This is a genomic window from Rubrivirga aquatilis (genome assembly GCF_046845665.1).
Taxonomy (GTDB): Bacteria; Bacteroidota; Rhodothermia; order Rhodothermales; family Rubricoccaceae; genus Rubrivirga.
On the sequence record NZ_CP177355.1, the window covers coordinates 2232123 to 2246473 of the forward strand.

Annotated in this window: 11 protein-coding genes; 3 read left to right on the forward strand and 8 right to left on the reverse strand. The window is 72.4% G+C overall.

The features are described from left to right. Positions 1 to 5 precede the first annotated feature (5 nt). From ACLII4_RS09640 to ACLII4_RS09655, 4 genes are all read right to left on the reverse strand, one after another. Entirely contained in the window at positions 6 to 1070 is a 1065-nt protein-coding gene (locus ACLII4_RS09640) for a porin (RefSeq protein ID WP_412067180.1), read from the reverse strand. 187 nt (positions 1071 to 1257) lie between these two features. Next, entirely contained in the window at positions 1258 to 3585 is a 2328-nt protein-coding gene (locus ACLII4_RS09645) for a response regulator (protein WP_412067181.1), read from the reverse strand. Beyond that, positions 3585 to 4142 (reverse strand): YfiR family protein, encoded by a 558-nt coding sequence (locus tag ACLII4_RS09650; RefSeq protein ID WP_412067182.1) that lies wholly within the window; start codon positions 4140 to 4142, stop codon positions 3585 to 3587. The genes ACLII4_RS09645 and ACLII4_RS09650 overlap by 1 nt, the downstream gene beginning before the upstream one ends. A gap of 47 nt (positions 4143 to 4189) precedes the next feature. Beyond that, the gene (locus ACLII4_RS09655; RefSeq protein WP_412067183.1) at positions 4190 to 6151 is read right to left on the reverse strand and encodes a TonB-dependent receptor plug domain-containing protein; all 1962 of its coding nucleotides are present in this window, start codon (positions 6149 to 6151) and stop codon (positions 4190 to 4192) included. 164 nt (positions 6152 to 6315) lie between these two features. Between ACLII4_RS09655 and serA the strand changes: the two genes are divergently transcribed. Then, entirely contained in the window at positions 6316 to 7542 is a 1227-nt protein-coding gene (serA, locus tag ACLII4_RS09660) for a phosphoglycerate dehydrogenase (RefSeq protein WP_412067184.1), read from the forward strand. Between the two features lie 8 nt (positions 7543 to 7550). Here serA and ACLII4_RS09665 read toward each other — a convergent pair whose 3' ends face one another. After that, positions 7551 to 8147, reverse strand: a complete 597-nt coding sequence (locus ACLII4_RS09665; RefSeq protein WP_412067185.1) for a DUF4349 domain-containing protein — start codon at positions 8145 to 8147, stop codon at positions 7551 to 7553. Beyond that, positions 8033 to 8413, reverse strand: coding sequence for a hypothetical protein (locus ACLII4_RS09670; protein WP_412067186.1), 381 nt, complete (start codon positions 8411 to 8413; stop codon positions 8033 to 8035). The genes ACLII4_RS09665 and ACLII4_RS09670 overlap by 115 nt, the downstream gene beginning before the upstream one ends. A 140-nt stretch (positions 8414 to 8553) precedes the next feature. On the opposite strand from ACLII4_RS09670, the gene ACLII4_RS09675 reads away from it, so the two are divergent. Both ACLII4_RS09675 and ACLII4_RS09680 read left to right on the forward strand, forming a co-directional pair. Further along, on the forward strand, positions 8554 to 10794 hold the full coding sequence (locus ACLII4_RS09675) for a S41 family peptidase (protein WP_412067187.1): 2241 nt from the start codon (positions 8554 to 8556) through the stop codon (positions 10792 to 10794). 25 nt (positions 10795 to 10819) lie between these two features. Continuing rightward, complete coding sequence (locus ACLII4_RS09680) at positions 10820 to 13498, forward strand: alpha-amylase family glycosyl hydrolase (RefSeq protein ID WP_412067188.1); 2679 nt, start codon at positions 10820 to 10822, stop codon at positions 13496 to 13498. Here ACLII4_RS09680 and ACLII4_RS09685 read toward each other — a convergent pair. Together ACLII4_RS09685 and ACLII4_RS09690 are read right to left on the reverse strand one after the other, a co-directional pair. Continuing rightward, positions 13495 to 13782: a hypothetical protein gene (locus ACLII4_RS09685; RefSeq protein WP_412067189.1), complete on the reverse strand. Its 288-nt coding sequence runs from the start codon at positions 13780 to 13782 to the stop codon at positions 13495 to 13497. The two genes, ACLII4_RS09680 and ACLII4_RS09685, sit on opposite strands and share 4 nt — an antisense overlap. 144 nt (positions 13783 to 13926) lie before the next feature. Beyond that, positions 13927 to 14304, reverse strand: a complete 378-nt coding sequence (locus ACLII4_RS09690; RefSeq protein ID WP_412067190.1) for a hypothetical protein — start codon at positions 14302 to 14304, stop codon at positions 13927 to 13929. Between the last annotated feature and the right edge of the window lie 47 nt (positions 14305 to 14351).

Sequence of the window (14351 nt, forward strand, 5' to 3'; positions counted from 1 at the left end):
ACGGGCTAAAAGGCGACGGCGATGGAGGACACGAACATCTCGTGCCCGTCCCGGAGCCCGTCATCGAACCGGACCATGTGGCCCTCGGCCTTGAGGTACACCCGAGGCGTCAGCGAGAGGTTGACGCCGCCGACGAACCGGTACTCGTCGCCGATGTCGGCGGCGGGGACGTACCGTTCTGCCCGCGCGAACGGGGTGAGGCGGTCGGCCAGGGTGTAGCTGGCCTGGAGGTAGCTCCCTGCCACGTGCTGGAAGGCCTCGCTCGGGGCTCCGGCGTCGTCGAGCGACTCCATGGCGCCGAACAGGACCTCGCCGTGGACGTCGAGGTCGTCGACGCGGAGGCGGCCGTCGAGGCCGATCGCGCGCTGCCGGGTCTGGGCGGCGGCCCCGTTTCGCTCGGTGTAGACCGAGGCCCCAACTTGAGACTGGCCAAGGGGCAGGCCCACGATGACCCGTGCGCCCAGGGCTTTGTCACCATTGTCGTCCTGTTCATAGGGGTTAACTCCCTGACCGTTCGAGAGGTACCCGACGTAGTCCAGGCTCCAGGCGCCGGAGTACACCGCCCCGAGCACCTGGACGCCGGTCCCGAACTTGCTGAAGAGCCGCTGCCGGTCGCCCATGGGGTTCGCGTGCTTCCCATAGACCGACGACGGGAGGTAGGTGCTGAGGAACGTTGGGGTGGCGTCGTGGACCAGGTTGTAGATCCCGAACGGGACCAAGTACTTGCCGGCCCGCGCCATTAGCGCGTCCGAGTGCCGGTACTCCACCCAGGCGCGTTCCAGCTTGACCTCGCCGACGCCGACGCCATTGTTCAGCTCGAGGCCGTGCTCCCACTCGATCTCGCCCAGCACGCGGAAGTGCTCGTCGAGGACGAACGACGTCAGCACGTTGAAGTGGTGCTGGTCGAAGGTCCCGCGCTTCCCGGCCTCGCTGGCGTTGTCGAGCTCGTACTCGAGGTCGAAGTAGCCGTAGATGTTGACGCTCCGCTCTTGGGCCTGGGCGAGCGGGGGGATCGCCGCGACGGCTACCAGGGCGACCAACAGGCGCAGCAGGGGTGAGGCAGGGGACATGGTGATGCAATCCGCAGGTGTTGTCCCTCTCTTGTCGATGTCTGGGGGGGGGGGAGCTGAAGCGACGTCAGGTGGAGAAGGGGCCCAGAACGGTGGCGGGTGGGCACGCCCTCGGCATTCGCGCGCTGGGCGATGGGCGACCGCATCGGCGGCCTCCTCCAAGACGGACCGGCGGTGACGGGGGCGGTCAGGCGCCCGTGAGCACAGCAGGTCGGGCGTGGCCGTCGCCGGCGTGGGCCGCGAGCACGCCGCGAAGGTCGTCGAGCTTGACTGGCTTCGAGAGGTAGTCGTCGGCGCCCGCGTCGATGCAGGCCTCGCGGTCGCCCTCCATGGCGTTCGCCGTGAGCGCGACGATGCGGGGCTGGCGGATGCTGGCGTCGGCGCGGATGGCGCGCGTGGCCGCCAGGCCGTCCATGTCCGGCATCTGGATGTCCATCAGGACCAAGTCGTACGGGTGGCCCTGGGCGTCGAGGGCGCGCAAGGACTGGATGGCCTCGGCGCCGTTCGCGGCCACGTCGGCGTCGAACCCGAGGCGGTCCAGGATGCGCAAGGCCACCTTCTGGTTGACCACGTTGTCCTCGGCGAGCAGGATCCTCGTCGTGCTTCGCGACACCGGCGTGCCGGCCAGGGCTGTGACGGGCTCAGGGGCTGGGGCCGTCGCGTCGGCACCGAAGACGCTCAGGAGGGTGTCGTAGAGCTGGGATGGCTTGGCGGGCTTGTAGAGCACGGCGACGATGCCCGCCGCTTGGGCGCGCTGGCGGAGCGAGCTGTCGCGGGCGACCGACGTGAGCAGAATCGCCGGGGCGTCGTGGCCGGGGAGGAGATCGAGCACCGTCGCCACGTCGATCCCGTCCATCTCGGGCAGCTGCATGTCGAGCACGACCACGTCGAACGGGGCGCCGGCGGCACCGGCGGCGATGGCGGCGTCGACGGCGTCGGCGCCCGAGGCGCACTCGACGACGGGCATCCCCCAGCCCGCCAGCGTCCGCCGCAGGGTGTGGCGGTGGACCTCGTTGTCGACGGCGACGAGCGCGCGGCGGCCGTCCAAGACGGGTTGCTCGCGGCGCAGGAACGCCTGGCGCTCACTCGGCGCCACCTCGACGGCGACCGAGAAGCGGAACGTCGAGCCCTGGTGGAGGACGCTGGAGACCCCGATCTCGCCGCCCATCATCTCGGTGAGGTGGCGGCAGATGGTGAGGCCCAGCCCGGTGCCGCCGTACTTCCGCGTCGTCGAGGCGTCGGCCTGGGAGAAGCTCTCGAAGACGGCTTCTAGCTTGTGCGCCGGGATCCCGATGCCCGTGTCCTCGACGGCGATCTGGAGCATCGTCGGGTGGCCCACCGCCGTGCCGCGTGGCGACGCGTCGACGCGGACGCGGACGCTGCCCTCCGCCGTGAACTTGACGGCGTTCGACAACAGGTTCACCAACACCTGGCGCACGCGGGTGGCGTCGCCGAGCACGGCGTGCGGCACGCCTTCCTCAACGACGTACGCCAGCTCGACGCCCTTCTCGGCGGCCCGGGGGGCGATCAGGTCGAGCGCCTCCTCGACGCACGTCCGGACCTCAAAGGTGTTCATTTCGAGGTCGAGCATCCCGGCCTCGATCTTCGAGAAGTCCAGGATGTCGTTGATGATGGTCAGCAGGGCGTCGCCCGACGTGCGGATGATCTCGACGAACTCGCGCTGGTCGGGGCCGAGCGGCGTCTCCATCAGGAGCGAGGTCATCCCGACCACGCCGTTCATGGGCGTCCGGATCTCGTGGCTCATGTTGGCCAGGAACTCCGACTTGGCGAGCGTGGCGGCCTCGGCGGTCACACGTGCGGCCTCTAGCTCGGCCTCGCGCGCCTCGGTCTCGTCGAGCATCTGGTTGAAGGCGCGCGCCAGGTCGCGTGTCTCGGGCCCGGCCGTCGGCGTCGCGCGGCGGTCCCGGGCGCCGTCGGCGATGGCGCGGGCCGTCTCGGCGATCTCGGCGATGGGCCGGGCCACGGCCCCCGCGACCATGTTCGCGACGATCAGCCCGATGAGAGTGACCGCGAGGAGCACGCCCAGCACGGTCCGGCGAAACGCCGTGACGCGGACCCGGACCGGGGTCAGAGACAGGGCAAGGTGGAGGTGGCCGATGACTTCGCCTTCGATAGCGACCGGAACGGCGGCCTCGAACACGTCGGAGGTGTCGGCATCGGCGTGGTAGGCGGCGATGAGCGCGTCGGATTCGTCGTCGACGAGGACGGTGCGGACGTCGGGGTCTTCGAGCACCTGGAGCAGCACGTCGTCGATGGCCTCTCGGTCCCCGAATGCGAGTCCCGGAGCCACACCGAACGCCGCGATTCTGGCTAGGCTCTCGGCCCTGGATTGAACGGCCTCAACGGCGACCGTCTCGAGCAGGGCCGGAGCGATGGCGGAGATGCCCGCCCCGCCTACCGTGACCAGCGCGGCGAGCGCGGCCAACAGGCGGGTCCGCAACGTCATCGTGTGCGAACGGGGCGGCCGCAGCGCGGTGGGGAAGGGGCGTGGCATCAGTCGACCAGGGTGGCGATCTGCAGGAGCCGGGCGCTAAAGTCGGCGCCGGCGGCCTCGGCGGATCGGCGGTGCAGCAGGATCTCGGGCCGCCCGCCCCGGAGCCCGATCCCGACCGCCACGCCCGTGTCGACGTAGTCCCGAACACCGGTCACGGTCAGCACGCCCGCGGCGGCGCTCGCGCGAGCCAGCGCCCTCACGTCGACCCCGCGAAGTGGCGCGACGTACAGGACGTCTGCCGACTGGAGCGCGGCGGTCACCCGTGCCAGCGTCGTCATGGGGATGCCCACCACACGGACAGACCGGCCCTGGACCGTCGCCTGGGCGAAGGCCGTCTGGGCGGCCCGGGACGCCTGCCGCGAGGCCCGGTTGCGCTCCTGGTATACGATGGCGACCACGAGCGGCTGGGACCCCGCCAGCGAGCGGTCGAAGGCGAGCACGCGCGTGATGAGCGGCACCTGCTGCTCGACGGGCACCTCCATCTCATCAGCGATGGGCCCGGCCACCGCCATCAGCAGGCAGGCCAAGGCGGACCATCGGGAGACGGAGGAGGTCATCGTGGGCATCGGACGGCGCAGCGGGGATCCAGGGTCAGCGATGGGCGCTAGAGCTGGACGTCGAGCCGGAGGTAGGCGGAGCGGGGGCGCTGCGGGATCGCGGACTGGAGGTGCTCGAAGCCCCCCGGCAACGCGTAGTCGGCGTCGAAGGCGTTCCGGACGCCCAACGTCACGCGCCCGGCGTCGCCGAACACGTCGGCCGACACGGCGGCGTCGACGACGACGTGCGCGTCGGTCGTCTCGTCGAAGACGGTCCGGCGCCCGCTCTCGGCCCGGCCCGAGAGCGCCAGCGACACGCCGCCCGCTAGCGGTCCGAAGGCGGTCGCCTTGCCGACGTGCATGGGCGCGTTCGAGAGCGTCTCCCCGTCTAAGTCGGGGTCGACGGCGTGCTGGAGGCCATAGCTGGCGCGCGTTCGCCAGCCGCCGAGAAGGCTGGCCACGCCGGCCTCGGCCCCGTACGACTCGGCCCGGCCGACGTTGACGAACTGGATCGTGCCGTCCGCCGCCTCCTGCGGGTCGATGAGATCGGAGACGCGGGTCACGAAGAGCGCGCCGTCGAGACGGACGCCCGGCCGCACTTCGCGCGTGAGGCTCGCCTCGGCCGAGGACACGTATTCCGGCCGGAGGTCCGGCGCGGCGACTTGGTTGATGTACGGGTCCACGTAGGCGAGCTCGTAGGTCGACGGCGCGCGGAAGGCGCTCCCGACGATGAGCTTGAGGCTCGTCCGGTCGTCCGGCGTCCATACCGCGGCCCCTCGCGGGGAGAGGGCCGCGTCGCCGCGCACCACGTCGAGCCGGGCCCCGGCCGTCACTGAGAGGCCGTCCCGGAGCTGGCTCTCGATCTGGCCGTAGAGCGCGCCGGACTCGTAGGGCTCGTCGACGGCGATGTAGACGTCCTCATCGTCGTAGCCGCGATACCGGCTCTGGACGTTCGCCGAGGCGAGCGCCCCGACTACCACACGGTTCGACGCGTTCGCGTCCCAGCGGAGCCGGCTCTCGGCCTGGGCCACCGATGAGTTGGAGTCGTCGTAGGTATCGTACGGGCCGCTCCCGTCGCCGTCGTCGTAGGGGTAGACGCCGTAGTAGTACGCGTGGTGGAATGAGCCGATGGCGAACAGCGACAGGCGAGGGGAGAGGTCGGTCTCGACGCGCAGCGAGGCGGCGGCCGTCCGGTCGCGCGTCCAAGCGTCGAGCCCGAAGGCGGTCTCGAAGGAGCCGGTCGGGATGCCTTTGTCGCGTTCGCTCAGGCGCACGTCGAGGCGGACATCGCCCGCCCGCACGGACGCGAGCGCCCCGGCGGACCGTTCCCAGTCTTGCCCGACGGCGACGCCGCCGCCGGTCTCGGGGGCGTCGAACTCGGTGAAGTAGACGTCCGGCCCCTGATCCTCGAACCCGTAGACCGCGACCGTGGCCTCGACGCCCCGCCCGAGCGCCGCCGCCGCCACGACCTCGCCGCCCAGGGTCTCCGTCGAGCTCGCCGTGGCGAGGCCCCGGACGCCGGTGAGCGTCCGCGCGTCTTTGAGGATGACGTTGACCACGCCGAACATGGCGCCCGTCCCGTAGAGCGTCGAGCCCGGCCCCCGGATCACTTCGATGCGGTCGACGGCGGAGAGCGGGATGCCCAAGCCCGCCCCGATGGAGCCGGAGCCCGAGACGCCTTCCTGGGCCGCCACCCCGTTGACCAGGACCGCGACGCGGTTGTTGTAGTCGCTGGGGCGGCTCAGGCCACGGACGCCCACGTACGTGTAGTTCCGGTCGTCGGAGAGGTAGAAGCCGCGGACGCTGTTGAGCGTCTCCGCCAGGGTCCGGTAGCCGGCTCGGTCGATCTCATCGCTGGTGACGATGGTGACCGACGCTGGCGCCTCACTGCTGCGCTGGGTGTAGGTCGCCGCCGTCTGGACGGGCTCGTCCAGCAGGGACGAGAGGTCGTCGAAGGCCTCGTCGGGGACCGGCTGAGCTGTCGCTCCGAGCGAGAGGAGCAGGGCGGTCAGAGGGAGGAGTGGACGCATGCAAGGCGGGCGAGGGCGGTCCTCTACCTATCGGTGGTCCGGCGGTGGTTTGTAACAGCGGTCGCCATGGGAGGGGCGTATTCGTTCAGACAGAGACTGTCGCCCGGCTCGCGAACCGATCCGCCGGCTCGCGGTCCCTAGGCCCTCCGACCCGACCCCGCCCGATGTCCGTCTCGCTCGACAAGTCCAAGATCCAGGTGCTTCTCCTCGAAGGCATCCACGAGAACGCGGAGGCGGTCTTCCGCGAGGCCGGCTACGACGCCGTCGACCGCCGGCCCGGCGCGCTCTCCGGCGACGCCCTCGCGGACGCCATCCGCGACGTCCACTTTCTCGGCATCCGCTCGCGGACGCAGTTGACGGGCGAGGCGCTGGCGGCGGCCGAGAAGCTGGTGGCCGTCGGCGCGTTCTGCATCGGGACCAACCAGATCGATCTCGCCGCCGCGTCGGAAAAGGGCATCGCCTTGTTCAACGCGCCGTTCTCGAACACCCGGTCCGTCGCCGAGCTGGTCCTCGCGGAGGCGATCCTTCTCTTGCGCGGCGTGCCTGAAAAGAACGCCAAGGCGCACCGGGGGGTCTGGGCCAAGAGCGTCGGGACAAGCCGCGAGATCCGGGGCAAGACGCTCGGCATCGTCGGGTACGGCAACATCGGCAAGCAGCTCTCCGTCCTCGCGGAGGGGCTCGGGATGCGCGTCGTGTTCACCGACACCTCCGACGTGCTCCCGCTCGGCAACGCCCAGCCCGTGCCCGACCTCGACGACCTGCTGGCGCGAGCGGACGTCGTGACGCTCCACGTGCCCGAGTCGCCCGGGACGAAGGGGCTCATCGGTGCCCCAGAGATCGCGGCGATGAAGCCCGACGCCGTCTTGATCAACGCCTCGCGGGGGACCGTCGTCGACCTCGACGCGCTCGCGGACGCCTTGCGGAACGACCGGTTGGCGGGCGCGGCCGTCGACGTGTACCCGACCGAGCCGCGCTCCAACGACGACCCGTTCTCGAGCCCGCTGCAGGGCGTCGACTCCGCGCTGCTGACCCCGCACGTGGGCGGCTCGACCGTCGAGGCGCAGGAGAACATCGGGGCCGAGGTGGCGGGCAAGTTGGTCCGCTACTCCGACAACGGAAGCACGATGTCGTCGGTCAACGTGCCCGAGGTCGCGCTCCCCGAGCACGCCGACTGCCACCGGATCCTCCACATGCACCGCAACGTGCCGGGCGTGATGGCGGCCATCAACGGCCTGCTCTCGGACCTCGGCGTCAACGTCGACGCGCAGTATCTCCAGACGCGCGGCGAGCTGGGCTACGTGGTCACGGACGTGGGTCGGGAGGCCTCGGCGGAGGCGCTGGCGGCGCTCCGCGACATCGACGCGACGATCCGGGCCCGCGTGCTGTACTAGGGGCGCCGCTAGTCGGACCAGGCGGCGACCGGCATCCGGCGCCGCCGCCGATGGCGCACGGCCAGCCACACCAGCGCGCCGATCCCCAGCACGAGCGGCCACACGGTGAGGAGCGCCAGCAGCCCCTCGAGGAGCCCGTCCCATCCCGACGCGGCGGCGCGGCCGATCCGCGAGACGAAGCCGGGCCCGGCCGTGATGCCCGCCGCCGAGGCCTCGAAGAGCGTCACCGAGATCGTCGACAGCGTCACCTGGTCGCGCATGGCGCGGAGCTGGGCCTCGGCCGACTCGATCTCCTCGCGCACGCGCTGGAGCTGGACCTGCACCGCCAGCACGTCTTCGATGGAGCCGGCCCGCTCCAGGATCGCCAGGAACTGCGCCTCGGCCGCGCGCCGCGCCGCCAGCCGCGCCTCCACGTCCGCCACCTGCCGCGTCACGTCGTCGACGGAGACCGACCGCGACTCGACCTCGCCGTCGATGGTCGACAGCGCGCTCAGGAGCGTGTCGAACCGTGCCGACGGGACGCGGATCGACAACGTCGTCTCGACCCGATCCGCGTAGCGCTGGCTCGACTCGTTGCCGACGAAGCCGCCCGTGAGGACCGCCATCGCGCGCGCGCGCGTGACCCCTGGGCGTGGTCGTCGGCGCGGATCCGGAGCGCGGCGGTGCGGATCAGCTGGCGCTCGGCGGGGAGGGGCGCGTCGACCTGCGACGCCGGGCGCAGCACCCCGCTGGCGCTCGCGGACGCGCGGTCCGCCAGGTCGTAGGCCTCCGTCGCCGAGTCCTGCGCGTCCATCTCGGCGTCGCCCGAGTCGGACTGGCAGGCGGCGGCGGCGAGCAGGGCGACGAGCGCGAGCGCGAGGCGGAGTGGCATGGGGGACGGCGGTGGGAGGGTGCCCGGAACGTAGCGCAGGGCATCTTCGCGTGCCCTCGCCGGAGGGGGCAGAGAGACGTACCCGAGCACGTGTCGGATCGTGTGTGCAGTTTGCCCACACTCCGACCCCGCACTTTCCCATGCGCATCGTCTCCCTCGCCGCCCTCGTCGTCGCCGTCCTCGCCTTCACGACGGCCGACCCGTCGGCGGAGCGCTCGCGCCCAGCCGCGCCCGCCGACAGCGTCGAGGTGGCCAACCTGCAGGCGTTCGCGGCGCTCTACGGCGCCGTCCGCTTTTTCCACCCCAGCGACCAGGCCGCCGAGACCGATTGGGACCGGTTCGCCGTCCTCGGCGCGAGCCGCGTGCTTGAGGCCCGGACGCCCGACGACTTGAGGCGGGCGTTGGAGAGCGTGTTCGGCCCGGTCGCCCCGAGCGTCGCCGTGTACCGCTCGGCCGACGGCGCGCCGGACCTCTCGCGGTGGCTGGCCGACGACAGCTTGGTGGCGTGGCAGCACCTCGGCGTGGGGCTGGGCAACCCGGGCCCCGTGTACCAGAGTGCCCGGACCGGTCGCCAGCGGGCGGTGGAGGGCGCGCCGTTCGGCTTGTTCGTTCGGGGCCTCGACGCCGCGCCGCTGCAGGGACGTCGCGTCCGATTGTCGGGGACCGTCGCGGCCGAGCAGGGGCAGGCCCAGCTCTGGCTCCGCGTGGACCGCCCGGCGCCCGGCCAGGGCTTTTTCGACAACATGGACGACCGGCCAATCACGAGCGGCACGCTCGCCCGCTACACCGTCGAGGGGCCTGTCGCCGACGACGCCGTGGGCCTCGCGTTCGGCGGGTTCGTCTTGCAGGGCGGGGCCGCTCGCTTCTCGGACGTGTCGCTGGAGGCGATGACGGCGGACGGCGACTGGGAGCCGGTACCGCTGGCGGACGGCGCCTTCGACGCGCCCGACGCCGCCGACGGGTGGTCGATGCCGTCGCAAGGTTACTCCTACGAGCGGGCCGCCGAGACCGACGGGACGCCCGCGCTCCGGCTCGCGACGGCCACCGGCCCGGCGCCCGACCTGTTCGACGAGCGCCCCGCGCCCGGGGAGACCGTGACGCTCGACCTCGGCCGTGGGCTGTCCGCGCGCGTCCCGCTGGCGGTCGCCAGCCGCGCCGGGCGGACGGTCCCCGCTCCCGACCCCGACGCCCTGGCCACCCTCCGCGCGGACCTCATGGCGGCGACTCCGTCCGACGGCGGACGCGCCACGCGAGCGGCCGACGTGATCGCGGCGGCGGCCGTGTTCGAGCACTTCTACGCCTACGCCGACCTCGTCAACCTCGACTGGCGCGCGGTCCGTGCCCAAGCGCTGGCGGCGTCGCTCGCGGCCGAGACGCCCCTCGCGCACTGCCGCTCGCTCCGCGTGCTGGTGGCCCACCTGCGCGATGGGCACGGGAACGTCGGGTGCGCTGGCCTGCCCGTCCCCGCGCGGCTTCCGTTCACCGTCGACCGCGTCGAGGGCCGCGTCGCCGTGGTGGCCGCCGACGACGCCAGCGAGGTCCGCGTGGGCGACGTGGTCGTGTCGGTCGACGGCGCCGACGCGGGCGCCCATCTCGACAGCCTGTCCGCGCTGGCGTCCGGCTCGCCGCAGTGGCGCCTCTGGCGCGCCGCCCGCGAGTTCGGGGCCGGTGCCGAGGGGTCGACGGCCCGCGTCGATGTCGAGCGCGAAGGCCGGCGCGTCCTGCTTTCGGTGCCGCGAGCCATCGGCCCAGCGCCGTCGGAGGCCCGGCCCGAGCCCATCGCCGAGCTCCGCCCCGGCGTGCTCTACGTCGACATCGAGCGCGCTTCCGACAGCCTGCTCACGACCCGGATGCCCGACGTGGTCGCCGCCGACGGCGTCGTGTTCGACTTCAGAGGCTACCCGCGCCAGCTCGGCCCGTGGTTCCTGTCCGTCTTCGCCGACCGGCCCATCGTGTCGGCACTGTGGGAGGTGCCCAAGACCATCCGCCCGGGGCGCCCGGGCGGGGCCGGCGCCGACACGTCGCGGTGGGCGCCCATGCCGCCCGCCGAGCCGCACGCGCGCGGCCGCGCGGTCTTCCTGATGGACGGGCGGGCCATCAGCTACGCCGAGTCGATCCTTGGCATTGTCGACCACTACGGCCTGGGGACGACGGTCGGCGGCCCGACGGCCGGGGCGAACGGCAACATCAACCCGTTCGCGTTGCCCGGCGGCCACCGCGTGTGGTGGACTGGGATGCGCGTCCGGAAACATGACGGCTCGACGCTGCACGGGGTCGGGATCGCGCCCGACGTGGCGGTGCACCGAACGCTCGCGGGCCTTCGGGCCGGGCGCGACGAGGCGCTGGACCGAGCCGCCGAGATCGCGGCGGGGGCCGAGTAGCTTCCGGCCCCTCCGCCCGACGGCCATGCTCCGCCTTCTCGCGCTCGCCCTGCTCGCGGCCCCCGCCCTCGCCCAGACGGCCGACGCGGACCGCCTGCGCGGCTACACCCACGACGGCGACCGCGTCGTGTTCGTGTTCGACTCGGCGCTCTACGGGGTCACGCCCGAGAGGGTCGCCGTGACGGGCCCGTTCCGCGGCTGGAGCACCGACGACGCCGACGCGGCCTGGGCGCTGGCGCCCGCCGGCGACGGCCTGTGGACGCTGGCCGTCGATCCCGAGGCGGCCGGGCTGGGGCCCGCGACGCCCTTCAAGTTCCGCGCCGACGGGCGCTGGCTCGACCCGCCTGCCGAGGCGCCAAACGTGGCCGGCGGCAACCTCGTGTACCGGTTCGGCGAGGTCCCGGCGCGGCTCGTCGCCGAGCTGAGAGGGGGGTGGGCCGTCTGGGTGGAGGTGACCGGCACGGACCGGCCGCTCACGGCGAGCGACTACCGCGTGGCCCGGTGGGACGGCGAGCCGGTCGCGGTCGCCGGCCTGACCCCGCACGAAGCGCACTCCGCCCTGCTGGCGACGGGGCCGCTCGACCCGGCGCAGGTCCACTGGGTCGAGGTCGACACCCCGGCGGGCACGTTGCGCGCTCGCGCGCGCTTCGACGGGCTGTGGCGCGACCTGACGAGCCCCAAGCCGATGGGCGTCCAGGCTCGGCTCCGCGAGACCACGTTCCGGCTGTTCGCCCCCCGCGCCGACTCGGTCCACCTCGCGCTCTACGCCGACCGGACGGGGCCGGCATCGGGGCATCGGGCCCTTGTCCGCGACGCCGACGGCGTGTGGGAGCACGTCGAGCCGGATGGTCTGGAGGGCATCTGGTATGACTACGCCGTCTACGGCCCCGACGGGCCGGGCTCGGCGTTCACGAACCAGACCGGCGAGACGGTCACCGACCCGTACGCCTTGGTCTCCGACGACTCGTGGGGCCGCGCGCGCATCTGGCGCGACCGGATCGCGGGGGCCGGGACGCGAGCCCGTCCGCGCCCGGCGATGGAGGACGTGGTCGCGTACGAGGTCCACCTCCAGGACTTTACCGACGCCCTGCCCGTGCCCGAGGGCGTCGGACCCCTTGAAGCGTTCGCCATGCCCGGCTTGCGGAACGAGAGGGGCGAGCCGGTCGGCCTCGACCACGTCGCCAGCCTGGGCGTCAACACCGTCCACCTGATGCCGGTCCAGGAGTTTCTCCACTACCCCGACGCCGAGTGGCAGGCCGCCTTCGCCGACGATGCCTTCATGCGCGAGCAGGGCATCGACAGGGAGAACTACCAGTGGGGCTACCGCACGACGCACGCCTTCGCCATCGAGAGCCGCTTCCGATCCGAGGGCGACGAACCCGGGCGAGAGCGCGAGCGGCTGGCGGCGCTCGTCGACACGCTCCACGCGCGGGGGCTGGCGGTCGTGGTCGACGTCGTCTTCAACCACACCGGCGAGAACATGGAGGGCGACGAGCGCCTCTTCACCTTCAACGGCATCGACAAGTGGTACCACTACCGGCTCGACGACGACGGGACCCACATCGGCGCGTTCGGGAACGAGGTCAAAAGCGAGAACCGGCCCTTCGTGCAGCGCTGGCTGCTCGACCAGCTCCGCCAGCTCGTCGACGTGTTCGGCATCGACGGCTTCCGCATCGACCTCGCCGGCCAGACCGACGAGCAGACGTTGCGTTGGATCCAGGCCGAGCTCGGCGACGACGTGCTGATCTACGGGGAGCCCTGGATCGCGAGCAACGACCCCGACTACGAGGCGAATCCGGACTGGGACTGGTACAAGGCCGACAGCCCGATCACCTTTTTCCAGGACGACGCCCGCAACGCCTTCAAGGGCACGCCGCTCGACGACCCGACGCCCGCGCCGGTCTCCCGCGGCTTTTCCGGCGGCGATCCCAACGCTCGCGACGCCGCGCTCCGGGGCGTCGCCAACGCCTACCCCGAGGAGCCCACGCCGACCGGCGGCATCAACTACCTCGACATCCACGACAACTGGGCGCTCGCGGACCGGTTTGCGACGTGCCAATCCGGGGACTGCCGGTGGGATGGTCGGCTGGGGGTGAGGGAGGCCGAGATGCGGATCGCGGCGACGCTGCTGCTGACCTCGCTCGGCCCGGTCGTGCTGCACGGCGGGACCGAGTTCGCGCGGTCGAAGGGGCTCGCGCCGCTCGCCGACGACTGGGGCGGCGAACGGCGGCTCGACGCGATGCCGCTCGCGCCGATTTACCTCAAGGGGCGAGGGGACACCTACAACCTGCGCACGGCCAACACCTTCCGCTGGGACGAGATCGGCGAGACCGCGCCCGTCGACCGCGCGACGATGCTCGACTGGTGGCGCGGGCTCCTCGCGCTCCGCGCGTCCCCGGCGGGCGACGTGTTTCGCGTGGGCGGGCCCGTGCCCCCAGGCTGGGTCCGCGACGTGGCCGGCGGCGGGCCCCAGGCGCTGGGCTACCTCGTCGGCGACCGCGTGCTGGTCCTGATCAATGCGGGCGACGCGCCCGCGACGTTCGCCCCCGACCTCCCCGCCGCCGACTGGCGGCTGGTGGCGGACGCGGACGCGGACGGCGGGATCGTCGACGCGAGCCGATTCGGACGCGGGGTGCTCGAAGCGCAAGCCGTGACGGCGCCCGTTCCAGCGAAGGGCGTCCGGATCTGGGTCCGCGCCGACTAGCGGGCTGCCGGAGGCATTCCGATGTTGAACCCGAGCACGAGCGGGTCGTCGGTGCGCGTCAGCGTTGCCTCGACGGTGCCCGCCGGGGCGACGTCATCGGCGGGCTGCACGCGGTATTCGAGCGCCGCGCCGCCCTCGTTCCAGCCGCCGGGGACAACCAGGCGGTAGCGCCCCGCGCCGACCTCGGCGCTGAGAGAGACGACGACCGACTCGATCTTGTCCGGGGCCGGCACCCGGCCGGTCCCGACATCCGTTCCATCGCGGGTGGGCGACCGGTCGATCATGGCGCGTCGGGCCGTCTGCGCGTTGGGTGCAGCCGGACGTGCGCCGTGTCGCACGTCGGGAAGTCAGCCCATCTTGGCCGGCGACGTCCCGCTCTCCCGGGACCGAATCCCGGGAGCGGGGGCGAGGTCAGCAGCGCGCACTTCCTACCACCTCACGATGATGATGGTGGTCCTGCCGCCCCTTTTGACGGTGACGGTGACCGTCACTCCGTTCGCTTCTCGTGTGCCGGTGAAGCTGCCATCCCGCGCTTCTTGTAGCTCAGGCAGGAGGATCTCGCCCCGGTTGGTCTCGCCGTCCGTCCCAAGGCGGAGCGAGCGGGTCTGAGTCAGGTCGGGGAGTTCCGTGCGGGTCGAGAACGTGCCGTCGCCGAGGTCTCGCAGCCGGAGGTCGTAGTCTTGGCGGCCCTCGGTCACCGTCAGCAGGATCTCGGCTTCGCCGATGCCGAGTGGGCCCTTCTGAGCCTGGGAGGGGAGTGCGGGGTGGAGGACAGCCGCCAGGCTGAGGAGGGGAACTGCGGACACCCTCCCTTCGCAGCCATGACTCACCGGGGATCGCGGCAGAATCGGCC

What these genes read in the sequence shown, in the direction of transcription:
- ACLII4_RS09640 (WP_412067180.1), bottom strand. Translation starts at nt 1,070, where the DNA reads ATGTCCCCTGCCTCACCCCTGCTGCGCCTGTTGGTCGCCCTGGTAGCC.
- ACLII4_RS09645 (WP_412067181.1), bottom strand. Translation starts at nt 3,585, where the DNA reads ATGCCACGCCCCTTCCCCACCGCGCTGCGGCCGCCCCGTTCGCACACG.
- ACLII4_RS09650 (WP_412067182.1), bottom strand. Translation starts at nt 4,142, where the DNA reads ATGACCTCCTCCGTCTCCCGATGGTCCGCCTTGGCCTGCCTGCTGATG.
- ACLII4_RS09655 (WP_412067183.1), bottom strand. Translation starts at nt 6,151, where the DNA reads ATGCGTCCACTCCTCCCTCTGACCGCCCTGCTCCTCTCGCTCGGAGCG.
- serA (WP_412067184.1), top strand. Translation starts at nt 6,316, where the DNA reads ATGTCCGTCTCGCTCGACAAGTCCAAGATCCAGGTGCTTCTCCTCGAA.
- ACLII4_RS09665 (WP_412067185.1), bottom strand. Translation starts at nt 8,147, where the DNA reads ATGGCGGTCCTCACGGGCGGCTTCGTCGGCAACGAGTCGAGCCAGCGC.
- ACLII4_RS09670 (WP_412067186.1), bottom strand. Translation starts at nt 8,413, where the DNA reads ATGCCACTCCGCCTCGCGCTCGCGCTCGTCGCCCTGCTCGCCGCCGCC.
- ACLII4_RS09675 (WP_412067187.1), top strand. Translation starts at nt 8,554, where the DNA reads ATGCGCATCGTCTCCCTCGCCGCCCTCGTCGTCGCCGTCCTCGCCTTC.
- ACLII4_RS09680 (WP_412067188.1), top strand. Translation starts at nt 10,820, where the DNA reads ATGCTCCGCCTTCTCGCGCTCGCCCTGCTCGCGGCCCCCGCCCTCGCC.
- ACLII4_RS09685 (WP_412067189.1), bottom strand. Translation starts at nt 13,782, where the DNA reads ATGATCGACCGGTCGCCCACCCGCGATGGAACGGATGTCGGGACCGGC.